Source organism: Mesorhizobium abyssinicae, from assembly GCF_049887195.1.
Classification (GTDB): Bacteria; Pseudomonadota; Alphaproteobacteria; order Rhizobiales; family Rhizobiaceae; genus Mesorhizobium; species Mesorhizobium abyssinicae.
The window spans coordinates 380,363-405,134 of sequence record NZ_JARAKC010000002.1 but is presented as its reverse complement, the minus strand read 5'-3'; the positions used below and the strand labels follow the sequence as shown (position 1 = coordinate 405,134).

18 protein-coding genes and 1 tRNA gene are annotated in these 24,772 nt (G+C 65.0%); 12 read left to right on the top strand and 7 right to left on the bottom strand.

Annotated elements, in window-relative coordinates; all coding sequences use genetic code 11:
* Nucleotides 1–5: 5 nt before the first annotated feature.
* From glgC to PU724_RS06485, 6 genes are all read left to right on the top strand, one after another.
* Nucleotides 6–1,271 carry a glucose-1-phosphate adenylyltransferase gene (gene glgC / locus PU724_RS06510; RefSeq protein ID WP_127285589.1) on the top strand — a complete coding sequence of 422 codons (1,266 nt, stop codon included), beginning with the start codon at nt 6–8 and terminating at the stop codon, nt 1,269–1,271.
* A 22-nt stretch (nt 1,272–1,293) separates the two neighbouring features.
* Nucleotides 1,294–2,739 (top strand): glycogen synthase GlgA, encoded by a 1,446-nt coding sequence (gene glgA, locus PU724_RS06505; protein ID WP_127393441.1) that lies wholly within the window; start codon nt 1,294–1,296, stop codon nt 2,737–2,739.
* Between the two features lie 3 nt (nt 2,740–2,742).
* Entirely contained in the window at nt 2,743–4,371 is a 1,629-nt protein-coding gene (locus tag PU724_RS06500) for an alpha-D-glucose phosphate-specific phosphoglucomutase (RefSeq protein ID WP_292169636.1), read from the top strand.
* A gap of 55 nt (nt 4,372–4,426) precedes the next feature.
* Nucleotides 4,427–6,445 carry a glycogen debranching protein GlgX gene (gene glgX / locus PU724_RS06495; protein WP_354420893.1) on the top strand — a complete coding sequence of 673 codons (2,019 nt, stop codon included), beginning with the start codon at nt 4,427–4,429 and terminating at the stop codon, nt 6,443–6,445.
* Nucleotides 6,442–8,109, top strand: a complete 1,668-nt coding sequence (bglA, locus tag PU724_RS06490; RefSeq protein ID WP_354420891.1) for a beta-galactosidase BglA — start codon at nt 6,442–6,444, stop codon at nt 8,107–8,109. Before glgX ends, bglA begins: the two co-directional genes overlap by 4 nt.
* 91 nt (nt 8,110–8,200) lie before the next feature.
* Entirely contained in the window at nt 8,201–8,467 is a 267-nt protein-coding gene (locus tag PU724_RS06485) for a hypothetical protein (RefSeq protein ID WP_426213059.1), read from the top strand.
* On the opposite strand, the gene PU724_RS06480 is transcribed toward PU724_RS06485, so the two are convergent.
* Together PU724_RS06480 and PU724_RS06475 are read right to left on the bottom strand one after the other, a co-directional pair.
* Nucleotides 8,468–10,264 (bottom strand): TadG family pilus assembly protein, encoded by a 1,797-nt coding sequence (locus PU724_RS06480; protein WP_292100209.1) that lies wholly within the window; start codon nt 10,262–10,264, stop codon nt 8,468–8,470. It abuts the gene before it with no gap.
* On the bottom strand, nt 10,264–10,629 hold the full coding sequence (locus tag PU724_RS06475) for a TadE/TadG family type IV pilus assembly protein (protein ID WP_245478389.1): 366 nt from the start codon (nt 10,627–10,629) through the stop codon (nt 10,264–10,266). The genes PU724_RS06480 and PU724_RS06475 overlap by 1 nt, the downstream gene beginning before the upstream one ends.
* 381 nt (nt 10,630–11,010) lie before the next feature.
* Between PU724_RS06475 and PU724_RS06470 the strand changes: the two genes are divergently transcribed.
* The 4 genes from PU724_RS06470 to PU724_RS06455 all read left to right on the top strand — a co-directional run bounded on the left by PU724_RS06470 (nt 11,011) and on the right by PU724_RS06455 (nt 16,437).
* The gene (locus PU724_RS06470) at nt 11,011–12,603 is read left to right on the top strand and encodes a peptide ABC transporter substrate-binding protein (RefSeq protein ID WP_354420889.1); all 1,593 of its coding nucleotides are present in this window, start codon (nt 11,011–11,013) and stop codon (nt 12,601–12,603) included.
* A 175-nt stretch (nt 12,604–12,778) separates the two neighbouring features.
* A complete protein-coding gene (locus tag PU724_RS06465) occupies nt 12,779–13,702 on the top strand; it encodes an ABC transporter permease subunit (protein WP_354420887.1) in 924 nt (307 codons plus the stop codon).
* Nucleotides 13,695–14,816, top strand: a complete 1,122-nt coding sequence (locus tag PU724_RS06460; protein WP_127312107.1) for an ABC transporter permease subunit — start codon at nt 13,695–13,697, stop codon at nt 14,814–14,816. The genes PU724_RS06465 and PU724_RS06460 overlap by 8 nt, the downstream gene beginning before the upstream one ends.
* A gap of 1 nt (nt 14,817) precedes the next feature.
* Nucleotides 14,818–16,437, top strand: coding sequence for an ABC transporter ATP-binding protein (locus tag PU724_RS06455; protein ID WP_292100202.1), 1,620 nt, complete (start codon nt 14,818–14,820; stop codon nt 16,435–16,437).
* 30 nt (nt 16,438–16,467) lie between these two features.
* On the opposite strand, the gene PU724_RS06450 is transcribed toward PU724_RS06455, so the two are convergent.
* The 3 genes from PU724_RS06450 to PU724_RS06440 all read right to left on the bottom strand — a co-directional run bounded on the left by PU724_RS06450 (nt 16,468) and on the right by PU724_RS06440 (nt 18,139).
* The gene (locus PU724_RS06450) at nt 16,468–16,803 is read right to left on the bottom strand and encodes a hypothetical protein (RefSeq protein WP_292100201.1); all 336 of its coding nucleotides are present in this window, start codon (nt 16,801–16,803) and stop codon (nt 16,468–16,470) included.
* 186 nt (nt 16,804–16,989) lie between these two features.
* Nucleotides 16,990–17,066: transfer RNA gene (locus PU724_RS06445), tRNA-Pro, on the bottom strand.
* Nucleotides 17,067–17,257: 191 nt separating this feature from the next.
* Nucleotides 17,258–18,139 carry an NmrA/HSCARG family protein gene (locus PU724_RS06440; RefSeq protein WP_127286547.1) on the bottom strand — a complete coding sequence of 294 codons (882 nt, stop codon included), beginning with the start codon at nt 18,137–18,139 and terminating at the stop codon, nt 17,258–17,260.
* Nucleotides 18,140–18,235: 96 nt separating this feature from the next.
* Here PU724_RS06440 and PU724_RS06435 point away from each other — a divergent pair, with 96 nt between their 5' ends.
* Both PU724_RS06435 and PU724_RS06430 read left to right on the top strand, forming a co-directional pair.
* Nucleotides 18,236–19,135 (top strand): LysR family transcriptional regulator, encoded by a 900-nt coding sequence (locus PU724_RS06435; RefSeq protein ID WP_127393022.1) that lies wholly within the window; start codon nt 18,236–18,238, stop codon nt 19,133–19,135.
* A gap of 44 nt (nt 19,136–19,179) precedes the next feature.
* Entirely contained in the window at nt 19,180–21,420 is a 2,241-nt protein-coding gene (locus PU724_RS06430) for an AGE family epimerase/isomerase (RefSeq protein WP_354420883.1), read from the top strand.
* A gap of 182 nt (nt 21,421–21,602) precedes the next feature.
* Here PU724_RS06430 and betB read toward each other — a convergent pair whose 3' ends face one another.
* Complete coding sequence (gene betB / locus PU724_RS06425; protein ID WP_354420882.1) at nt 21,603–23,066, bottom strand: betaine-aldehyde dehydrogenase; 1,464 nt, start codon at nt 23,064–23,066, stop codon at nt 21,603–21,605.
* Nucleotides 23,067–23,118: 52 nt separating this feature from the next.
* Nucleotides 23,119–24,771, bottom strand: a complete 1,653-nt coding sequence (gene betA / locus PU724_RS06420; protein WP_354420880.1) for a choline dehydrogenase — start codon at nt 24,769–24,771, stop codon at nt 23,119–23,121.
* Between the last annotated feature and the right edge of the window lies 1 nt (nt 24,772).

The window sequence follows — 24,772 nt, the reverse complement described above, 5'->3', positions numbered from 1 at the left end:
TAAAAATGGCAGACTTGAAAAGAACCCAGCCGCTGGCACGTGATGCCATGGCCTACGTGCTGGCCGGCGGGCGCGGCAGCCGTCTCAAGGAACTGACCGACCGCCGCGCCAAGCCCGCGGTCTATTTCGGCGGCAAGACGCGCATCATCGATTTCGCGCTGTCCAATGCGCTGAACTCCGGCATTCGCCGCCTCGGCGTCGCCACCCAGTACAAGGCGCATTCGCTGATCCGCCACCTGCAGCGCGGCTGGAACTTCCTGCGCCCCGAGCGAAACGAGAGCTTCGACATCCTGCCGGCCAGCCAGCGCGTCTCCGAGACGCAGTGGTATGAGGGCACGGCCGACGCCGTCTACCAGAACATCGACATCATCGAGGCCTACGGCCCCGAATACATGGTGATCCTGGCCGGCGACCACATCTACAAGATGGACTACGAGCTGATGCTGCGCCAGCATGTCGACGCCAATGCCGACGTCACCGTCGGCTGCCTCGAAGTGCCGCGCATGGAAGCGACCGGCTTCGGCGTCATGCATGTCGATGCCAAGGACACCATCATCTCCTTCATCGAGAAGCCGGCCGACCCGCCCGGCATCCCGGACAAGCCGGACTTCGCCCTGGCCTCGATGGGCATCTATGTGTTCAAGACCAAATTCCTGATGGAGCAGCTGCGCCGCGACGCCGCCGAGCCCGGCTCCAGCCGCGACTTCGGCAAGGACATCATCCCCTATGTCGTCCAGCACGGTAAGGCGATCGCGCACCGCTTCGCCAAATCCTGCGTGCGCTCGACGGCCGAGAACGAGGCCTACTGGCGCGACGTCGGCACGGTCGACGCCTATTGGGAGGCCAATATTGACCTGACCGACGTCACGCCCGAACTCGACCTCTACGACCGCGACTGGCCGATCTGGACCTATGCCGAATTGAAGCCGCCGGCAAAATTCGTCCATGACGAGGATGGCAGGCGCGGCTCGGCGGTTTCCTCGCTGGTCTCGGGCGACTGCATCGTCTCCGGTGCTTCGCTGAAGAAAAGCCTGATCTTCACCGGCGCGCGCATCAATTCCTATTCGACGCTCGAAGAAGTCGTCATGCTGCCGGACGTGCATGTCGGCCGTAACGCCAGGCTGAAGCGCGTCGTCATCGACCATGGCGTGCGCATCCCGGAAGGGCTGGTGGTGGGCGAGGATGCCGCCCTCGACGCCAAGCGCTTCCGCGTCTCGGAGAAGGGCATTTGCCTCGTCACCCAGGACATGCTCGACAAGCTTAAACTGTAGACAGGATGGGATCATTAAGCGCATGCAGGTTCTGTCGGTCACGCCCGAAATCTTCCCGCTGATCAAGACCGGCGGGCTTGCCGACGTGACCGGCGCTTTGCCGATCGCGCTGGCCGGCAAGGGCGTCGCCATGCGCACCCTCATCCCCGGCTACCCTCAGGTGATGGCCGCCTTCAAGAAAAAGAAGGCCGTCTACCAGTATCCGCTGCTGCAGGGTGGCAAAGCCTCCATCCATGCCGTTCAGATCGCCGGGCTCGACCTCTTTGTGCTCGACGCGCCGCATCTGTTCGACCGGCCGGGCGGCCCCTATGGCAATGCCACCGGCGCCGACTGGCCAGACAATTGGCGGCGCTTCGCGGCGCTCAGCCAGGTTGGCGGCGACATCGCCGGCGGCGCCATCTCCGGCTACCAGCCCGACATCGTGCACGCCCATGACTGGCAGTCGGCGATGGCGCTTGCCTATATGCGCTACGGCAAGGCGGTCGGCGTGCCGTCGCTGATCACCGTGCACAACCTCGCCTTCCAGGGCCAGTTCGGCGCCGGCATCTTCGGCGAACTCGGCCTGCCGGGCGTGGCGATGGCGCTCGACGGCGTCGAATATTATGGCGGCGTCGGCTATCTCAAGGCCGGCCTGCAGGCCGCTTGGGCGATCACCACGGTGAGTCCTACTTACGCGCAGGAGATCCGCTCGCCGGAATTCGGCATGGGCCTCGACGGGCTGATCAACATGCGCGCCATCGATCTCCACGGCATCGTCAACGGCATCGATGTCGACATCTGGAATCCCGAGACCGACAAGCATCTTGTGGCCAATTATTCGGCCGAGACGCTTGCTGCGCGGGCCAAGAACCGCAAGGCGGTGGAGGACCGTTTCAATCTCGAGAGTGACGACAGTCCGATCGTCTGCGTCGTCAGCCGGCTGACCTGGCAGAAGGGCATGGACATATTGGCTGCGGTCGTCGACGGCATCGTCGCCGCCGGCGCGCGCCTGGCCATCCTCGGCTCCGGCGACGCCGGCCTCGAAGGCGCGCTGCTTGCCGCCGCCGCCCGCCATCGCGGCCGCATCGGCGTCGTCGTCGGCTATGACGAGGCGCTCTCGCACATCATGCAGGGCGGCTGCGACGCCATCGTCATTCCGTCGCGCTTCGAGCCGTGCGGGCTGACCCAGCTCTACGGCCTGCGCTATGGTTGCGTGCCGGTCGTCGCCCGCACCGGCGGGCTCGCCGACACCATCATCGACGCCAACGAAGCGGCGATATCGGCTGGCGTTGCGACCGGTTTCCAGTTCGCGCCGAACAATGGCGGCGCGCTCGTCCATGCCATCCACCGGCTGGTCAGCGCGCATGCCAATCCCGCCGTTTGGAGCTCGATCCAGCGCCAGGGCATGAAGGCCGATGTCTCCTGGGACAGGAGCGCCGAGAAATATGTCGAACTCTATCGCCTGCTGCTTTCGAAAAGGGTTGCCTGAATCATGATACGGACCGTCGCCACCAAACCCTATCTTGACCAGAAGCCCGGCACCTCCGGCCTGCGCAAGAAGGTGCCTGTGTTCCAGCAGGAGCACTATGCCGAGAACTTCATCCAGTCGATCTTCGATGCGCTGGAAGGGTTCGAGGGCGAGACGCTGGTGATCGGCGGCGACGGCCGCTTCTACAACCGCGAGGTGATCCAGAAGGCCATCGCCATGGCCGCCGCCAACGGCTTCGGCAAGGTCATGGTCGGGCAGGGCGGCATCCTCTCGACGCCGGCCGCCTCCAACGTCATCCGCAAGTACAAGACCTTCGGCGGCATCATCCTGTCGGCCAGCCACAATCCGGGCGGCCCGCACGAGGATTTCGGCATCAAATACAATGCCGGCAATGGCGGCCCGGCGCCGGAGAAGATTACCGACGCGATCTTCGAGAAGACCAAGACGATTTCGAGCTTCAAGATCGCCGATATCGGCGCGATTGACATCGACACGATCGGCACGGTCAAGGCCGGCGGCATGACGGTCGAGGTTATCGATCCGGTCAGCGACTATGCCGAGCTGATGGAAAACCTTTTCGACTTCGATGCCATCCGCGCCAACTTCAAATACGGCTTCCGCATGCGCTTCGACGCCATGCATGCGGTGACCGGCCCCTATGCCAAGGAGATCCTCGAGCGCCGGCTCGGCGCGCCGAGCGGTACCTGCCGCAACTTCAAGCCGCTGCCGGACTTCGGCGGCCACCACCCGGACCCGAACCTTGTGCACGCCAAGCATCTCTATGACGAGATGATGGGCCCGGACGCGCCGGACTTCGGCGCCGCCTCCGACGGTGACGGCGACCGCAACCTGATCATCGGCAAGGGCATCTTCGTCACGCCGTCGGATTCGGTGGCGATGCTCGCCGCCAATGCGCATCTGGCGCCGGGCTACAAGGACGGCTTGAAGGGCATTGCCCGCTCGATGCCGACCAGCGGTGCCGCCGACCGTGTCGCCGAGAAGCTTGGCATCGGCATCTACGAGACGCCGACCGGCTGGAAGTTCTTCGGCAATCTGCTCGACGCCGGCATGGCGACGATCTGCGGCGAGGAAAGCGCCGGCACCGGCTCCAACCACGTGCGCGAGAAGGACGGACTGTGGGCGGTGCTTCTTTGGCTCAACATCCTCGCCGTGCGCGGCGAGAGCGCCAAGCAGATCGTCACCGAGCATTGGGCGACTTACGGCCGCAACTACTATTCGCGCCACGACTATGAGGAGGTCGACACCGACCGCGCCAACAGGCTGGTCGATGAACTGCGCGCCAAGCTCGCCTCGCTGCCTGGCACCAGCGTGCGCGGCCTGAAGATCGCCACCGCCGACGACTTCGCCTATCACGATCCGGTCGACGGCTCGGTGAGCAAGAACCAGGGCATCAGGATCCTGTTCGAGGGCGGCTCGCGCGTCGTCTTCCGCCTCTCCGGCACCGGCACCTCCGGCGCCACGCTGCGCGTCTATATCGAGCGCTACGAGCCGGATCAGGCAAGGCACGATCTCGACACCCAGGAAGCGCTCGCCGACCTCATCGCCGCGGCGGACGACATTGCCGGCATCAAGAGCCACACCGGCCGCGACAAGCCGAGCGTGATTACTTGAGGGTGGTAACTGAGGCTCCACCTTCTCCCACAAGGGGAGAAGGGGAGGCGCGCGCGTGACCTCACCCGGCGCAACCATCACCAACGAAGGGATCCGCTTCGCCGCCTGGTCGTCGTCGGCGAGACGCCTTTGGGTCTCGATCTTCGACGATGCCGGCGAGCGCGAGATCGACCGGCTCGAGCTCCAGCCGGAAGGCGAGGGCTCGCGCGCGCTGCTCGTCACCGGCCTCCCCAGCGGCACGCGCTATGGCTTCCGCGCCGATGGTGACTACGCCCCCGAGCGCGGCCTCTGGTTCGACCCGGAGAAACTGCTCACCGACCCCTACGCCATCGAGATCGACAGACCGTATCAATTCAACTGGCGGCTTGCCGCCAAACGCAACGAAGGCGCCGACACCGCGGCATTGATGCCCAAGGCGGTCGTGGTCGCGCTGCCGCAACCGGCCGCGCTGTTGTCGCCCGTCTTCAAGCCCGGCGGCCTGATCTATGAGCTCAATGTCCGCTCCTTCACCAGGCTGCATCCCGACGTCCCGGAAGCGCAGCGCGGCACCATCGCCGCGCTCGCCCATCCTGCTGTGATCGAGCATCTGCAAAAGCTCGGCGTCTCCGCTGTCGAACTGATGCCGATCAGCGCCTCGATCGACGAGCGGCATCTGCCGCCGCTCGGGCTCCACAACGCCTGGGGCTACAATCCCGTCACCTTCATGGCGCTCGATCCGCGCCTGGCGCCGGGCGGCCTCGCCGAATTGCGCGACACGGTCGCCGCCTTGCGCAAGGCCGGCATCGGCACCATCCTAGACCTCGTCTTCAACCACACCGGCGAGAGTGACCGCTTCGGTCCGACGCTGTCGCTGCGCGGCCTCGATGCGCAGGCCTACTACCGGCACGAGCCGGACGGCAGGCTGGTCAACGACACCGGTACCGGCAACACCATCGCCTGCGATCACCCGGTCGTCTGCGAAATGGTGCTCGACACGCTGCGCCATTTCGTCCGCCATGCCGGCGTCGACGGTTTCCGCTTCGACCTGGCGCCAGTGCTCGGCCGCGTCGACGGCACGTTCGACCCGCAAGCGCCGCTGCTTCAAGCCATCGCCGGCGATCCGCTGCTGGCCGACCGGGTGCTGATCGCCGAACCCTGGGATATCGGCCCGGGCGGCTATCAGCTCGGCAATTTTTCTCGACCCTTCCTCGAATGGAACGACCGCTGCCGCGACGACGTCAGGCGCTTCTGGCGCGCCGATGCCGGCACGCTCGGCACGCTGGCCACGCGGCTCGCCGGCTCGTCCGATGTCTTTGCCAGGGCAGCGCAGGACAAGAGCCGCACAGTCAATTTCATCGCCGCGCATGACGGCATGACGCTGGCCGACCTCGTCGCCTATGAGCAGAAGCACAACGAGGCCAATGGCGAGCAGAATCGCGACGGCCACGGCGACAACCTGTCCTGGAACAATGGCGTCGAGGGCGAGACCGACGACGCTTCGATCGTCGAGGCGCGGCTCGGCGATCGGCGCGCGCTGCTTGCTACGCTGTTTGCCTCGCGCGGCACGATCATGCTGACGGCGGGCGACGAGTTCGGCCGCACGCAAGACGGCAACAACAACGCCTACGCGCAGGACAACGCCATCACCTGGCTCGACTGGGCAGGCCGCGATCAGGCGCTGGAGCGGTACGCGGCAGCGCTCAGCGCGCTGCGCCGCGCCGTGCCGGCGCTTTCGGATACGCGCTTCCTGAGCGGCCAGCCGCAGGCCGGCTCCGACGTGCCCGATGTTGCATGGCTGACCGAATCCGGCGCGCCGCTCGGCGAGACCGACTGGAACGACGCGCGGCGGCATCGCCTCGCCATGGTCCTTGGCGGGGCCAGCGCCGGCGATGGCCGCCTCGCCGTCGTCGTCAACGGCGACCGCCGCCAATGCGTCTTCACGCTGCCGGAACGGACCGGGTTCCGCTGGCATGCCGCCATCGAGGCGGCGGATGGCGGCGGCGACCTGTCGCGGCCGGTGCCGGGACGGACGGTGGTATTCATGATCGAGCGCAAGGCCGGCGGTCGGACACGCAGCGGGAAGGACAAGGGATGACTGATGGCAATGGGGAGCGGGGGGCCGACTGGTGGCGCGGCTGCGTCATCTACCAGATCTATCCGCGCTCCTTCCAGGACACGACGGGCGACGGCAGCGGCGATCTCAAGGGCATCACCGCCAGGCTCGCCCATGTCGCTTCGCTCGGCGTCGACGCCATCTGGCTGTCGCCCTTTTTCAAGTCGCCGATGGCCGACATGGGCTACGACGTGTCGGACTATCGCGATGTCGATCCGATGTTCGGCACGCTCGAGGATTTCGACGCGCTGGTCGCCGAGGCGCACCGGCTCGGCCTGAAGGTGGTTATCGACCAGGTGATCTCGCACTCCTCCGACAAGCATGAATGGTTCGTCGAGAGCCGCGCCAGCCGCGACAACCCGAAGGCCGACTGGTACGTCTGGGCCGATGCCAGGTCCGACGGCAATGCGCCCAACAACTGGCTGTCACTGTTCGGCGGACCGGCCTGGGAGTGGGGTGCCACACGCCGGCAGTACTACATGCACAATTTCCTCGCCGCCCAGCCCGACCTCAACTTCCACAATCCGGAGGTTCAGGACGCGGTGCTGGACACGGTGCGCTTCTGGCTGGAGCGCGGCGTCGACGGCTTTCGACTCGATACGGTCAATTACTATTTCCATGACCGTTGGCTGCGCGACAACCCGCCTCTGGCGGCAAGCGTCGCCGGCACCAACGGCGCCACCACCACCTATGCCTTCCAGGAGCATCTGTTCGACAAGACGCGGCCGGAGAACCTCGATTTCCTGCGCCGCTTCCGCGCGCTGCTCGACGAGTACCAGGACCGAGCCGCGGTCGGCGAGGTCGGCGACGAGGACCGCTCGCTGCAGACGCTCGCCGCCTACACCTCCGGCGGCGACAGGCTGCAGATGTGCTACACATTCGACCTGCTCGGGCCGCAATTCTCGGCGGCGCACATACGCGGCTGCGTCGAGGCTTTCGAAGGCACCGTCGCCGACGGCTGGGTCTGCTGGGCCTTCTCCAACCACGATGTCGTGCGCCATGTCAGCCGCTGGACGCGGCCGGGCGGCGATCCGGACACAGTGGCGAAATTCTCGATCGCGCTGCTCGCCTGCCTGCGCGGCTCGATCTGCCTCTACCAGGGCGAGGAACTCGGTCTGGAGGAAGCGGAACTCACCTTCGAGGATCTGCGCGACCCTCTCGGCATCCGCTTCTGGCCAGGCGTCAAGGGCAGGGACGGCTGCCGCACGCCGATGGCCTGGGAAGCCGGCGCCGACAATGGCGGCTTCACCACGGGCAAGCCCTGGCTGCCGCTGCCGGCCAGCCACCGCGCCCGCGCCGTGGACGTCCAGAACGGCGAGGAGGGATCGGTGCTTTCCGCCTACCGGGCGGTGCTTGCCTTGCGCAAGCGGCACCCAGCGCTGGTCAGCGGCTCCATCCGCTTCCTGGATACCGAAGGCGATGTCCTTGCCTTCGTCCGTGAGGGTGAGGGCGAGAGGCTGGTCTGCATCTTCAATTTCGCCGACGAGCAGGTAAATTGGGCGTTGCCTGGGGATTTGGGGCCAGTTGAAGCGATTGACCTTGGCACCGCTTCGGTCATTGGCGAAGACGTACTGGTGCTGCCGCCGCTAGGTACCTTTCTGGGGCGAATCAACCTGACCCGGTCAGGGTCCGTCGAGGCTTGGTGATTTTACGAACGATGTCGCGTTCGGGGAGCAACCGCCATCTGTAGTTGTGTTGTGCACGCTGCACGAGATACGCGAGCTGTCTTCGAAGTTGTTGCTCCGCGATATTATCGACATGTCGTCTGGATTCAACGCTGTTTTTTTGGGCGGGATATCTGGCTTCCAAGTCACGATTGTCAATGAAAACGAGCACTTGGTGAAGATTCAAGACGGAAAAGTATTGATATCCTTGTCTAAGGAACACGCTGGTGTGATTTCAGCGATGCTTGATCGAATAGATGCGCAAGGCCAGACCATATACGTCGATTTCGATGGCCTGAACCTCTTTGAAGAGGCAAATTTGATTATCTCTGCAACCTGACTACTGCACCAGCACGGAGCGCCCGCAGGTCCCACCGGTGACCCGGATATCGGCTTCGCCGACATGCACGCCGAGCGCACCAAGCACGTTGTAGACCAGGCTGTCGACCGGCGCGGTCACGCCGTTCAGCACCGTCACCACCGCCGGCTTCACGGTGCCGAGGAGGGCGGTGACGTCGAGGCCGGCACCGAGCGCCTTGACCGACAGCGACAGGTTGTTGACCAGCGAGGTGGAGAGCGACTGCGTCAGGTTCTTCGTCGACACGGTCTTCATCGTCTTGGCGGCGATTTCGGTGGCGTTGAAGGTCAGGTTCGTCGGCGCCATGTTGGTAACCGAGAACGCCGAAGATCCGTTGATCTGCAGCAGGCTGAGGTTGACCAGCAAGAGCTTGACGCTGACGTCGGCGATTTCGGCGTCGCTAAACGATTGCGGCTTGGTGAAGTCGGCAAAGCCGTTGGCGTTGGTGTCGGCGAGATGCGCGGCGACGATGCCGGGCTGTGCCGCGATCGTGACCTTCAGGCTGTCGGGACGGCCGGTCGGGCAGCTGACGTCGGTGAGCTTCGCTTCGGCATAGGCCACTTCGACATTGAGCGGCAGGTTGACGGCGAGCAGCTTGATGCCGCCGCCCAAATTCACGCCGGCGTTGCCGTTCCCATTGTTGCCGCTGCCGATGCCGACGCTGGCATTCAGCTTGATGCGGGTCTGCGCGGTGCGCACCACGGTGCCGGCCTCGCCGACTCTCAGCCAAGGCGAGGATTGCGGCGGCTCGCCGATGGCGATGCTGAGCGTGGTGGAGGTCAGCCCCGGTATGGTGGCGCCGAGATTGACCTGGACCTGGTTGGTGCCGTTGGCAAGTGCCGCCGCCGCCGTCATCATGCTCATGGCGCTCGTCGCGACGGTAAGCCCCGCCGGCTTCTGGCCGACGCCGAGGCTGCCGACGGAGCCAAGATCGATGAGGTGGCTGAGCGGGATCTTGACCGTGTTGGTTGCGCCGGCGGCCATCGTCTGCAGTGCCAGCTTGGAGGTGCGGTCAAGCCCCGGGACATTGGCCATGGCTGTAGCGATCTGGCCGATGGTGGCCTTCGAAGCCACCACGTCCGAATAGCTCACGCCCGTCAGATGCAGTTGCGTCGCCAGCGCGTCGGTGAAGGAGAGCACGTCGACATCGGCCGATATCAGCGCGTTGTAGTCCATCACGCTGAGCGAGATGTTGGTGCCGAGCAGGCCGCCGAGCAGCGCGTTGAGCACGCCGCCATTGAGGCTGGCGAGCCGCGACCCGACCGAGAACGCGGCTTCCGCCTGGGCGCTGGCGGTGGCCGTCGTTCCGATCACCGGCGGCTTCATCATCATCGCGCCGAAATAGAGCGTGCCCTTCTTCTTCAGCGACACCTGCACGGCGTTGTAGGGCAGCTTGCCGGCCTCGAAACGGCTTCCGGCGGCGATCGCGCTGACGCCGGAATAGCGGCCGGGCACCACCTGGACGACCGCCTTGCTGGCCGTCGGCTCGATGATCGTCCCCTGCTTCTGGACGGCGACCGAGTTGAAGCCGTTGTCCTTCAGCGTGGTCAGCACCGCCTTCTCGGCATTGTTGATGTTGGCCGCGGCGGTGATCGCCGCGAGATCGACGATCGACTGTGCCGCGCGGCGCTCGTTGAACAGCGCGCCTTCGTCGACCGCGAAGGCTGTCAGCGCCAGCGCGACCGGCGCGCTCAGCGCCGCCATGACGGCGAAGTTGGCGCGCCTGTCGGCGATCAGCCGGCTGCCCGATCGCAGCATCGCGGCGGCAGCGGCGCGCATCATATGCCCCCGACGCGGATCGTCGATTGGCGCTTGATCGTCATCGATGGCATCGGCAGGCTGTCCAGCAGGTTCCAGATCGGCAGCTCGCGCGCGTCGTAGCTGACCGAAACGACGAACTGGCTGCCGTCGATAGCGCTGTCCTTGGCATCGACCGTCAGCTTGTGCGGGTCGACGAACGGATAGCCGGCGACGTCGTGATTGATGAAATTGGTGACCAAGGCCTGCCGCTCGGTCTGGTTCAGCCCGGCTATCGCCGTTCGCGCCGCGTCGGCGGCGATCTGCTGGACCGAATGGCTGGCTCCGAAATAGATGCCATATGCAACCATGCCGAGCAGAAGCAGGATGAAAAGCGGCGCCAGCATGGCGAATTCGACCGCCGTTGTCCCGACGGCGTCAGCCCGGAAACGAGACCACGAAACACGGCTTTTTGGGTCCTGCAGCATAGTGCGGAGCATGCCAAATCCGCACTGCAAAAACAGAAAACGGATGGAGCAACCGCTAGGTGCAGCAAGTTGAACGTTCTGTTTTTGCTTAAGTCGCCGCTGTTTTAGCGATTGCGCGCTAACTTAGCGTCAAGCGTGCACACAGCACGACTCGGTTGAAATCGGATATCTGTCTGTCTAGTGTCCTGCCACCAGCCGCCGGAAGCGATCGGTGGCACGCCCAAAAGCGACCAAAATTGGTTCAGGGGCGTCAACACGTAAAAGGTGTGGCTGAGGGGCCGCGCCGACAGGGAGAACTTCATGCTGAAAAATGTGCTGAAGGCGACGGTGTTCGCCACCACCATGGCCTTGGCCGCGGGCACCTTCTACACGCCGGCTTTCGCCGAGACCGTTTACAACCGCGGATCCGCCGCCGAGGCGGAGACCGTCGATCCGCACAAGACCTCGACGGTCTACGAAGCCGATATCATACGCGACATGTTCCAGGGCCTGGTCATGCATGACCAGAAGACGAACCTCATCCCGGGCGCCGCGGAAAGCTGGACCGTGTCCGACGACGGCACTGTCTACACCTTCAAGCTGCGCAAGGACGGCCTCTGGTCGGATGGCAGCCCGGTGACGGCGGAAGACTTCGTCTATTCGTTCCGTCGGCTGGAAGACCCGGCCACCGCTGCCGAATACGCCTCGATGCTCTATCCGGTGAAGGGCGCTGAGGACTTCAACACCAAGAAGGGCAAGGCAGAGGACATGGGCGTGAAGGCGGTGGACGCCAACACGCTGGAAGTGACGCTGAAGGCGCCGACGCCCTATTTCCTGGAGATGCTGACCCACCAGGCGACCTATCCGGTCAACAAGGCCTCCATAGACAAGCTCGGCGCCGACTGGATCAAGCCGGGCAAGCTGGTTTCCAACGGCGCCTATACGCTGGCCGAATGGGTGCCCAACGACCATCTCAAGCTGGTCAAGAATCCGAAATTCTGGGACGCCGGGACCGTCAAAATGGACGTCGTCAACTACATCCCGACCGAGGATCGCTCGTCTGCGATGAAGCGCTTCGAGGCCGGCGAACTCGACAGTTATGGTGACTTGCCGACCGAACAGCTTGCCGATCTCAAGACCAAGTTCGGCGACCAGGTCCGCGTCGGTCCATATCTCGGCACCTATTATTACGCGATCAAGACCGACAAGGCGCCGTGGGACAATGTCGAGCTGCGCAACGCCATCTCGATGGCGATCGATCGCGACTTCCTCGCCGAGAAAGTCTGGCAGAACTCGATGCTCCCCGGCTATTCGATGGTGCCTCCGGGCATCGAGGGTTATACGCCGGCAGTGGCCAAATACGCAGACATGCCGCAGATCGACCGCGAGGACGCGGCCAAGAAGATCCTCGAGAAACTCGGCTATACGCCCGAGCATCCGTTGAAGATGGAGATCCGCTACAACACCTCGGAGAACCACAAGAACACGGCGGTCGCCATCCAGGAGCAGCTGAAGCCGCTCGGCGTGGAGGTGACGCTGCTCAACACCGACACCAAGACCCACTACGGCTTCCTCGAGCAGAAGGGTAATTATGACGTCGCCCGCGCCGCCTGGATCGCCGACTACAAGGATCCGGAAACCTTCCTCGGCATCTCGCGCAAAGCGAGCGGCAACAACTACTCCGACTACAACAGTCCGGCCTATGAGGCCGCAATGGACAAGGCAGCCGCCGCCGGCGGCAAGCTCGAGGAGCGCATGAAGGAGCTGGCCGCGGCGGAGCGCGTCCTCGTCGACGACGTCGGCCAGATCCCGCTTCTCTACTACAGCTTCCACGACATCGTTTCCTCGAAGCTGCATGGCTTCGACGACAATGTGATGGACATCCATCCGTCCCGCTTCATCTCCAAGGACTGACAAGAAACCTTGGCCGTGCCGCCGCTCCCATTTTGGGCAGCGGCGGCCGCGGTCTGTCGTCGTACCGGGCCGAAAGTCGGGTTGGATTTTCGGCAATGCCGGTGCGAAGATCAGAGATGCCGGCGTTGCGGGTCTTCGTTTGGAGAGCCGTCACCCTGGCTGAAGCGGGGCGCCGATGCTGCGTTATGTCTTCCGGCGGCTGTTGACCGCCATCCCGACGCTATTCGTCATCGTGACGCTGGCGTTCTTCCTGATCCGTGTCGCGCCGGGCGGCCCGTTCAACCAGGAGCGGGGACTGAGCCCTGAGATCAGGGCCAATCTCGAAGCTCAGTTCGGCCTGGGCGACCCGCTCTGGCTGCAATATGCCCACTATCTCGGTAACCTTTTGCGCGGCAATTTTGGCCCGAGCTACAACATGCCGGATTTCACCGTCACCGAGCTGTTCGCCAAGGGGCTGCCCATCTCGGTCCAGCTCGGGTCCTCGGCGCTGCTGCTGGCCTTGCTGGTCGGCGGCGTGCTCGGCACCGTCGCCGCGCTCAACCAGAACAAGCTTGGCGACTATGCCGTGATCGCGCTGGCGACGGCCGGCAGCACAATTCCCACTTTCGTCATCGCGCCGGTGATCCAGCTCCTGTTCGGCCTGACCTGGAAACTCCTGCCGATCGGCGGCTGGGGCGACGGCGCCCTGATCAACAAGATCGGCCCGGTGCTGACGCTTGCGCTGCCGCAGATCGCGATCGTCGCCCGGCTGATGCGCGGCTCGATGATCGAGAGCTTGCGCTCCCATCACATCCGCACCGCCCGCGCGCTCGGCCTGTCCGACTGGTCGGTGGTGGTCAAGCACGCGCTGCGCGGCGCCATCCTGCCGATCGTCTCCTTCACCGGCCCGGCGGCGGCGGCGCTGCTCACCGGCTCGGTCATCGTCGAGACCATCTTTTCCATTCCGGGCGTCGGCCGCTATTTCGTCGATGCCGCCCTGAACCGCGACTACACGCTGGTCATGGGAACGGTGGTGGTCATCGCCATCTTCACCATCGTCTTCAACCTGATCGTCGATGTCATGTACGCGGTCGTCGACCCGAGGGTGCGCTATGACTGATATCGCAGCCGCAGCCCCCGCAGTCGTTGGCCGCTCGCTCTGGGGCGACGCCTGGGCGCGCCTCAAGGCCAACCGCGCTGCCATGTTCAGCCTCTATTATCTTGCCTTCATCGCGCTGATCAGCGTGTTTGGTCCATCCCTGGTGCCGCACGAATACACCACGATCTACGGCGACTATGTACGCACGCCGCCGAGCTTCTCGGCATACCCTAAGCCCGACATGATCCAGACCGCATTGACCGACGCCATCAAGCGCATGCGCGTCGACATCAAGGAATGGCACCAGGACGGCAGCCGCGTGATCGTGACGGTCACGTCCAAGAAGCCGATAGACGACCGCTACATCCGCTATCTCGATCGGTCCGACGCCTTCGACGACACAAAGATCGATAGCAAATCGCCCGATGGGCTCGAAGTGACGATGAGTGCCGCCATCAAGCAGCAATATTTCTACTTCGGCACCGACAACACCGGCCGCGATCTGCTGTCGCGCACGCTGATGGCCGGGCGCATATCGCTGGCCATCGGCCTGCTGGCGGGCGTCGTGGCGGTGGTGATCGGCGTGCTCTACGGCGCCGCGGCCGGCTTTGCCGGCGGCCGGGTCGACGAGGTGATGATGCGCATCGTCGACGTGCTCTATTCGCTGCCCTTCATCTTCTTCGTCATCATGCTGGTGGTGTTCTTCGGCCGCAACTTCGTCCTGATGTTCCTGGCGGTCGGCGCCGTGCTGTGGCTCGACATGGCACGCATCGTGCGCGGCCAGGCGCTGTCGATCCGAAGGCAAGAATATGTCCAGGCCGCCGAAGCCATGGGTGTCGGCCAGCGCGGCATCCTGATGCGTCACGTCATCCCCAATCTACTAGGCCCGGTGGTGATCTACATGACCCTGCTGGTGCCGCAGGTCATCATCCTGGAGAGCTTCCTGTCCTTCCTCGGCCTCGGCGTGCAGGAGCCAATGACCAGCTGGGGCGTGCTGATCTCGGTCGGCGCCAAGAATATCGGCAGCGCCAACTGGCTGCTTCTGTTCCCCGCCTTCTTCCTCGTTTCGACGCTGTTCGCGCTGAACTTCGTCGGCGACGGCCTGCGCGACGCGCTCGACCCCAAGGACCGCTGATATGGCCGCTGCCGAAACGATCCTCGACGTCAGGGACCTTCGCGTCCGCTTCCGCACCCTTGACGGTGCGGTCGAGGCGGTCAAGGGCATCAACATCAACGTCAGGGCCGGCGAGACCGTCGCCGTGGTCGGCGAATCCGGCTCCGGCAAGAGCCAGACCATGATGGCGGCTATGAGCCTGCTGGCCTCCAATGGAGAGGCGACAGGCGCCGTCGACTATCGCGGCCGCAACCTTTTGACGATGAGCAAGAGCGAGCTCAACAAGGTGCGCGGCCGCAAGATCAGCATGATCTTCCAGGAGCCGATGACCTCGCTCGATCCGCTCTATTCGATCGGCAACCAGCTGATCGAACCGATCCGCAGGCATCGCGGGCTGGGCGCGGCGGAAGCGCGCGAGGAGGCGCTGAAGCTCTTGCGGCTCGTGCACATTCCCGATCCCGAACGGAGGATGAAATCCTATCCGCACGAAATGTCGGGCGGCCAGCGCCAGCGCGTCATGATCGCGATGGCGCTGGCCAACGATCCCGACATCCTGATCGCCGACGAGCCGACGACGGCGCTCGACGTCACCATCCAGGCGCAGATCCTGATGCTGCTCGCCGAATTGCAGCGCAAGCTCGGCATGGCCATCGTCTTCATCACCCACGATCTCGGCATCGTCAGGCGCTTCGCCGACCGCGTCTATGTCATGCGCCAGGGCGAGGTGGTGGAGGAGGGCGAGGCCGAAGCACTCTTCGCCAACCCGCAGCACGCCTACACCAAGATGCTGCTGGCGGCCGAGCCGACCGGCTCCAAGGCGCCGCCGCTGGCCGGTGCCCCGGTGCTGCTCGAGGGCCGCAATGTCGAGGTGGTGTTCAGGATCGGCGGCGGCTTCCTTGCCGGGGAGCCGCTGATGCTGCGCGCCGTCGACAACATCTCGATCCGCCTGAAGCGCAACCAGACGATCGGCATCGTCGGCGAATCCGGTTCCGGCAAGTCGACGCTCGGCCGCGCGCTGCTCAGGCTGTTGCCCAGCGAGGGCCTGATCCGCTTCGGCGACCGCGACATCTCCGACGCCGACCGCCAGGCGATGCGGCCCCTCAGGCGGCAATTGCAGCTCGTCTTCCAGGATCCGTTCGGCTCGCTGTCGCCGCGCATGACCGTCGGCCAGGTGATCACCGAAGGGCTTTTGGTGCACGAGCCGTCGCTCACCGGCAAGCAGCGCGACCAGCGCGCGGTCGAGGCGCTGCGCGAAGTCGGGCTGGACCCCAATTCGCGCAACCGCTATCCGCACGAATTCTCGGGCGGCCAGCGCCAGCGCATCGCCATCGCCCGTGCCATGATCCTGAAGCCGAAGCTGGTGGTGCTGGATGAGCCGACCTCGGCGCTCGACCGCTCGGTGCAGAAGCAGATCGTGGAGCTGCTGCGCAAGCTGCAGGCCGACCACGAACTGTCCTACCTGTTCATCAGCCACGACCTCGCCGTGGTCCGCGCCATGGCCGACTACATAATCGTCATGAAGCAGGGCAAGATCGTCGAGGAAGGGCCGACGGAAGACATCTTCAGCAATCCGCAGGCCGGCTACACCCAGACACTGATGAACGCCGCGATCGATACGGCGCGATTTCGGATGAGCGCGTAGGGCAGCGGCCCTGTGCCCAGCCGCACAACGCTACGACGGGCACTGCCGCTTTCTTGCCGCGACGATCGCCTGCTGCTGTTGCTGCATCCGTTCGATCCTGGCCGTTTCGCGGTTGGCCACGACCGTCTTCACGCGCTCGCCGCCGAGCAGCCAGTTCGGCACGCTGGTGTTGGCGACCTTGCCGCGTGCGATGGCGGTTTGCGAGATCCCGGTGGCGGTGTCGCCGAGCGCGACGTTGAGTTCCGGGCAGCTCATGCGGTCGTATTTGCCCGAATCGGTCGAGGCAAACCTCGAGGAGCAGCCAACCGCTACGAGCAGCACAGTGATCAAGGTGAATGGGAGCGCTGCCGTCGGCGCGGACTTCATACTTTCACCTGCTCTCGCCGTTCCTCAGTCTCGCACGCCCGTCGAACCAGGGTAGGGCCCCATTAGGTCAAAGCGAGAGCTCGTTGTCGAGCACAATGGAAGGCCAGAGGCCGTTCCGCTCGATTTGCGGCGCAGATGGGTGATTTCGGGAGCGGGAGGCAACAAGCACCCAAGTGCTTGTTTTTCTGGTCGGAGTGGCAGGATTTGAACCTGCGACCCCATCGTCCCGAACGATGTGCGCTACCAGACTGCGCTACACTCCGTGACCAGACCGCGGGCTTATAGCCGCCGCTTTTCGATCCTGCAAGCGCCAATGGCAGTACGTCTGTCGCATTTCGTCACATTCGCCGCGGACTGTTGAAATCTTCGGGCTGGCTCAGCGATCCGCTGCGCGAAAAGGGCAAGCGGACCAGCACGATGGGCTGGCTGATCCGCTTGCCGAAACCCAGCGCAATCAGGCGGCTGACCGATCGAGCATGCTCCAGTCGAACGCGCGCGCCCAGTCGGCAAAGCTGTGCCAGCGCACCTCCTGGAATTCCTTGTGCAAGCCGGGGATGTCGACGTCGTAGCCGACGCTGTCGAACCATTCGAACATCAACGCCGCATCCTCGTTCTGCTGGCGGGCCATGGCGATCGGGACCTCCTGGTAGCCGATCGGGCGGCCGATGGCCTGCGACAGGATTTTCGCCTGCTCTTCGCCGGACAATTCATCTCCGGCGAAATCGAAGCGCTTGCCGAATACCCGTTCGCGACGCTCGATCAGCGCCGCGACGAAGGCGCCGATGTCCGCCAGCGCGACCAGCTGCAGCCTGCGCTTGGCGGGCACCGCGAAAGCATGCGTGCCCTGGGCCAGCGCGCCGATCGACCAGGGGGCGACGAAATTCTCCATGAAGGCGACCGGGGCGCTGATCGTATAGGGGATGCCGAGCCGCTCGATATGCCGCTCGACCAGATATTTGCTTTCGAAATGCGGGATGCCGGTTTTCTTGTTGGCGTCGGCGACGGACGAATAGACGAGATGCCCGACGCCGGCAGCCTTCGCCGCGTCGGCGGCAAGGATACCCTGGCGGGTCTCTTCCTCCATGCCGGCCTCGGTCATGGTGCCCATCAGGAACATGGTGTCGACGCCGCTCGCAGCCTTGATGATGGAGGCGGCGTCGGATAGATCGCCGGCCACGATTTCGGCGCCGGCGGTCGCCAGTTGCCGCGCCGCCTTGCCGTCCGGCGAGCGCGTCAACGCCTTGACGCCGTGGCCCTTGGCAAGAAGAGCGCGCGCGACCGCGCCGCCTTGCTGGCCGGTGGCGCCGGTCACCAGAATGTCTCTTTTGATGGTCATCTGTTTGCTCCGTGTTTGCGTGGAGCAAAGTTAGGGTTTGCGGCATTGATGCATAATCACCTATAATTGGAAAACTTTGTCCCACTCTTGGATACAATGATCGACCTCAACGACATCGCGGTTTTTGCCCGCGTTGTGGAAACCGGCAGCTTCACCGCCGCCGCGCGCCTGCTTGCCATGCCAAAGACGACGGTCAGCCGCCGCATTGCCGCGCTCGAGCGCGAGTTCGGCGTCCGCCTGCTGCAGCGCACGACCCGCAGCCTCAACATGACGGATGCTGGGCGCCTTTATTACGAGCAGAGCAGCCAGGCACTGCGGGCGATCGAAGAGGCCAATCTGCGCCTTGCCGAGGCGAGCGCGGAACCATCGGGCACGATCCGTATCTCGGCGCCCGTCGGTTTCGGCGCCTATTTCCTCAACCGCGCCGTGGTCGAGTTTCTCGAGATCTATCCGAAGACCAAGGTCGAGCTTCGCCTGACCGACGACAAGCTCAACCTGGTTGAGGACGGGATCGATCTCGCCTTCCGCACTGGCGTCTTGCAGGATTCGACGCTGATCGCCCGCAAGCTCGGCTCGACGCACAGGCATCTCTGCGCCAGCCCGGACTATCTGGCGCGCCATGGAGCACCGGAAGCGCCGGCGGATCTCGCTCATCACCACTGCGTCATTGCCGGCCCCTCGGCAGCCGGCGCTCACTGGGTCCTGGACGGGCCGCAAGGCCAGGAGACGGTCACGGTATCCGGGCGCTTCGCCGCCAACGAGATGCAGGCTGTCGTCGCCGCCGCCATTGCCGGCTACGGCATCGCTCAATTGCCCTACGGAATGGCGGACGCGCTGATCGGCGAGGGGCGGCTGCGCCGCGTCCTTGGGGATCACACCACGCCGGCCGGCGGTCTTTACGTCCTCTATCCGAGCAGCCGCCACCTGTCGCCCCTGGTCAAGGCGTTCATCGATCTGGCGACCGAGCGGATTTCGAATCGGGTAAACAGTGCATAAAGCTGTGCGTACCCATGCGACCAACTTCTGATTGCGAGACCCGGATGAGCGAGCGCATTGTCAGTTTCGTCATGAGTGGCGGCGTCGGCTCGCGGCTCTGGCCGCTGTCGCGCGAGGACAATCCCAAGCAGTTCCACGATTTTTCCGGCGACGGTTCGATGCTGGCCAAGACCCTGCGCCGGCTGGCGGCAAGGCCGGCCGGCGAAACGCCGATCTTCCTGATCGCCGCCGAGCGCCACGCCGAGCGCGTCCATGCCGACCTCGCAGGCCTCGATCTTGCCGGCGGCGGCCCGCTGTTCGAGCCGACCGGACGCAACACCGCGGCCGCCGTCGCGCTCGCCACATTGCGCACGCTGTCCGAATTCGGCGACAGCCTGGTGCTGGTGGTGCCGTCCGATCACGAGATTTCGACCGCGGAGCAGTTCTGGCGCAGTGTTGAAGCCGGGGCCGTGGCGGCTCATGCCGGCCGCCTGGTGGTGTTCGGCATCAAGCCGACCCAGCCCGAGACCGGCTACGGCTATATAGAGGTCGCCGCCGACAGGGACGGTGTGTTCGATGTCTCGCGTTTCGTCGAGAAGCCCGACCTCGCCACCGCGCAAACCTATCTCGAAGCCGGAACCTTCTACTGGAACACCGGCATCTTCCTGTTTCGCGCCGGCGCCATGCGCGACGCCTTCGCGGCTTTCGCGCCTGATATCTGGCAGGCCACCGAAGCCGCCTATAAGGCGGCGACATCGGATCTTTCCGGTCTCTATATGCCGCTGGAACTCTATTCCGCCATCCCATCGACCTCGATCGACTACGCCATCATGGAGCGTGCCAAGGGCATCGCCATGGTGCCGGCCGGCTTCCGCTGGAACGATCTCGGCTCCTGGCAGTCGCTGCTCGATGTCGGGCCCTCCGACAATCAAGGCAACGTCATCGTCGGCGATGTCGTCGCCATCGATTGCGAGAATTCCTACATTCGCGGCGAGGGCCGGCTGCTCTCGGCCATCGGCATGAAGGACGTCGCCATCGTCTCGACCGCCGACGCCACTTTCGTGGCGCCGGTCAGCCACAGCCAGCACGTCAAGAAGATCGTCGAGCAGCTGGAGAAGTCGGGTCGCCTGGAAACCCGCTTCACGCCGGCGCATGACCGCGTCATCGAAAGCGGCGCCTGGCGACAGCGCGTGCATCACTGGCTGTTCGACGAGACGCTGCCGCTGTGGTCGACGTCGGGCGTCGACGAGCGTCATGGCGGCTTCCATGAGGCGCTCGGCTTCGACGGCTCGCCGCTGATGAAGCCCAAGCGCATGCGCACGCAGGCGCGCCAGGTCTATGCTTTCGCGGTGGCCAAGGAACGCGGCTGGACCGGCCCGGCCGACCGGCTGATCGCCCATGGCATCGATTTCATGACCGGCAAGGGCCGCACCGCAAGGGGCGGCTGGGTGCGCACGCTCAACATCGACGGCTCGGTCGCCGACCCGGCCGAGGACGCCTACGACCATTCCTGCGTGCTTCTGGCGCTGGCGCACGCCCATATATCGGGTCATGCCGACGCGCTCCGGCTCGGCGAGGAGACCTTTGCTTTTCTCGACGCCCATCTCGAGGACAGCCGCATGACCGGCTTCCTCGAAACGTCCGACGGCGAAGGTGAGCGGCGCTCCAACCCGCATATGCATCTGCTCGAAGCCTTCCTCGCCTGGCATCAGGCGACCGGCGAGCGCGCCTATCTGCGCCGCGCGGCGCAGATCATCGACCTCTTCCGCAGCCACTTTTTCGATCCGGAAAGCTGGACGCTCGGCGAACATTTCGACGACGGCTGGAGGCCGGTGGCCGGCGAGAAGGGCAGCTGGACCGAGCCCGGCCATCATTTCGAATGGGCCTCGCTGCTCACCGATTTCGCCGGCCGCAGCGGCCAGACCGAGCTCACCGCCTTTGCCCGCAAGCTCTATGCCTCCGCCGTCGCCAACGGCCTCAACCGCGCCACCGGCCTTTCCTACGGCGCTGTCTCCAGGCAAGGCCTGCCGCTCGACCGGGTGTCGCGCAGCTGGCCGCAGGCCGAAGCGGTCAAGGCGGCGATCGCGCTTGACGGCACGGGCGGGCCTGACCTCAAGCCGGAGATCGAGGCGCGCGTCGGCCGCCTGTTCCGCTGGCACATCGACCCGGCGCCGCTCGGCCTCTGGATCGACCGCATCGACGAACGCGGCCGCTCGCTGGCGACCGACGTGCCGGCCAGCATTTTCTACCACCTCGTCTGCGCGCTGACGCAGTATCTGGATGGAACGGCCGGGGAGGGAGGCTGAAGCCGCCAATCTCCCCCCTCGAGGGGGAGATGGCCGGCAGGCCAGAGGGGGTCGGTTCGACTGAACGCGACCTTCTTTTGCGACAGGATAAGGCTAGCGCCCCACGCGCGGCGACCCCTCTGTCGCCTTCGGCGACATCTCCCCCTCAAGGGGGGAGATTAGGCGTGCCTCGCGCCAGCCCCTCAATACGGGCTCGCCACGTCGCCCGTCTCGACATAGACCGCCTTCAGCTGCGAGTAGAGTGCCAGCGCCGCAAGCGAGTTCTCGCGCCCGATACCGGATTGCTTGACGCCGCCGAAGGGGATTTCCACCGGCGTCAGATTGTAGGCGTTGATCCAGCAGGTGCCGGCCTGCAGTTCGGCGATGACGCGGTGGGCGCGCGGCAGGTCGCGGGTGAAGACCCCGGCGGCGAGCCCGAATTCGGTGTCGTTGGCGCGCTCGATCACCTCGTCCTCGCTGTCGAACTTCAGCACGCTCATCACCGGCCCGAAGATCTCTTCGCGGGCGATGCGCATCGTATCGGTGACGCCGGTGAAGACCGTCGGCTCGACGAAGAAGCCGCCCTGAAAACCCTGCAGCGACGGCACATTGCCGCCGCAGGCAAGCGTTGCGCCGTCCTGCTTGCCGGCGGCGATGTAGGAGACGACCTTCTCCTGCTGCGCCTTGTTGACCAGAGGCCCCATCTGCGTTTCCGGATCGAGCGGGTCACCGATGCGGATCTTCTTGGTGCGCTCTACCAGACGGTCGACGAAACGGTCGTGGATGCCCTTCTGCACGAAGACACGCGTGCCGTTGGAGCAGATCTGACCGGTCGAATAGAAATTGCCGAGCATGGCGCCGCCGATGGCGTTTTCGAGATCGGCGTCGTCGAAGACGATCAGCGGCGACTTGCCGCCGAGCTCCATCGTCGCGTGCTTCATCTTCGAGCCGGCGAGCGACAGCACCTTGCGTCCGGTTGGCACCGAGCCGGTCACCGAAACCTTGGCGACGACATCGTGGCCGACGAGGCCGGCGCCGACATCGCCGTAGCCCTGCACGACGTTGAACAGCCCGTCGGGCAGGCCGGCCTCTGAGTAGATCTCGGCCAGCGCCAGCGCCGACAGCGGCGTGTTCTCCGATGGCTTGAACACCATGGCGTTGCCCATGGCGAGCGCCGGGGCGGATTTCCACCCGGCGATCTGGATCGGATAGTTCCAGGCGCCGATGCCGACGCAGACGCCAAGCGCCTCGCGCCGCGTGTAGGCGAAAGGCCCGCCGAGATCGACCGCCTCGCCGTTGAAGGCGGCGACCGCGCCGCCGAAATATTCAAGGCAATCCGCCGCCGAGGGCGCGTCCGCCACCAGCGTCTCCTGGATCGCCTTACCGGTGTCCAGTGTCTCGATGCGCGCGAGGTCGGCATTGCGGGCGCGAAGAATGTCGGCGGCGCGGCGCAGGATGCGGCCGCGCTCGACCGGCTTCAGCCGAGCCCAGGCCGGCTGCGCCGCGCGCGCGGCCTCGATCGCCAGTTCCAGCACGTTCGGCGTCGCGGAATGCAGCGTGGCGATGGTCTCGCCCGTCGCCGGATAGATCACAGGCAGCGGCGCGCCGCCCTCGTCCTCGATGTAGCGGCCGTTGACATAGTGCGATGCCGTGGGCTGGGCGCGCATGGTCTTCTCCATTGATGGTCGCTGGGCGGGAGGGCGCCAGCCTGACAATGCCCTATCGATCCGCCGCCTGCCAGCGCGGATTGATCCAGGGTTCCTGGTTGGAGGGCGCCAGCGGCATCCGCCCAAGGATGTGATCGGAAGCCTTCTCGCCGGTCATGATCGAGGGCGCGTTGAGATTGCCGTTGGTCACCCGCGGGAAGATCGAGGAGTCGGCGACGCGCAGGCCCTCGACGCCGATCACCCGGCATTCCGGATCGACCACGCTCGTCAGATCGTCGGCGCGGCCCATCTTGCAGGTGCCGCAAGGATGGTAGGCGCTCTCGGCGTGGTCCCTGATGAAGGCGTCCAGATCCTCGTCCGACTGCACATGACTGCCGGGCGAGATCTCCTTGCCGCGGAAACTGTCGAAGGCCTTCTGCCCAAAGATCTCGCGCGTCAGCCGAATGCAGTGGCGGAACTCCGTCCAGTCGTCCGGATGCGACATGTAGTTGAAGCGGATCACCGGCTTCGCCTTCGCATCGGGCGAGCGCAGCGTCACCGAGCCGCGCGACTTCGAGCGCATCGGCCCGACATGCGCCTGGAAGCCGTGCGACTTCGCTGCCGCCTTGCCGTCATAGCGCACCGCCGCCGGAATGAAGTGGTACTGGATGTCCGGGTAGTCGACGCCGGCCTGCGAGCGCACGAAAGCCGCCGCCTCGAAATGGTTGGTGGCGCCGAGGCCGGTCCTGAAGAACAGCCACTGTGCGCCGATCAACGCTTTGGAGAAGGGGTTGAGCACCGAATTCAGCGTGATCGGCTTGGTCGATTCCTGCTGGATGTAGAGTTCCATATGGTCCTGCAGATTGCGGCCGACGCCTGGCCGGTCGGCAACGACCTGGATGCCGTTTTCCTGCAGATGCGCGCCCGGGCCGATGCCCGACAGCATCAGGATCTTCGGCGAATTGATCGACGATGCCGCGACGATCACTTCACGTCGCGCCTTAACGATTTGAATCTGTTTGTTAGCTTCGATCTCGACCCCGATGGCGCGTTGATTCTCGATCACCACGCGACGGGCGAAGCCCTTGACCAAGGTGACGTTTTTGCGTTTCAGAGCCGGCTTCAGATAGGCGTTCGCCGCCGACCAGCGGCGGCCGCCGAGAATGGTCTGCTCCATCGGGCCGAACCCTTCCTGCTTCGAACCGTTGTAGTCGTCGGTCAGTTCGAAACCGGCCTGGCGGCCGGCCTCGACAAAGGCGCCGTAGAGCGGGTTCCTGCGCGTGCCGCGTTGGACATGCAGCGGGCCGCGTTTGCCCCGCCAGCCATCCTCGCCGCCGTCGGTATCCTCCATGCGCTTGAAGTAGGGAAGCACGTCGGCGAAGCCCCAGCCGGTTGCGCCCTGTTCGGCCCAGTGGTCGAAGTCGCGCGCATGGCCGCGCACATAGACCATGCCGTTGATCGAGGACGAGCCGCCGATCACCTTGCCGCGCGGGGTGGCGAGCACGCGGCCGCCGAGATGCGGCTCCGGCTCGCTGGCAAAGCCCCAGTCGTAGAGGCTCATGTTAAGCGGGATCGACAGCGCCGACGGCATCTGGATCAGCGGCCCGATATCGGTGCCGCCGAACTCGATGACGATCACCGAGTGCTTGCCATCCTCCGACAGCCTGTAGGCCATGGCCGAGCCGGCGGAGCCGGAGCCGATGATCACGAAATCCGCTTCAAGCATT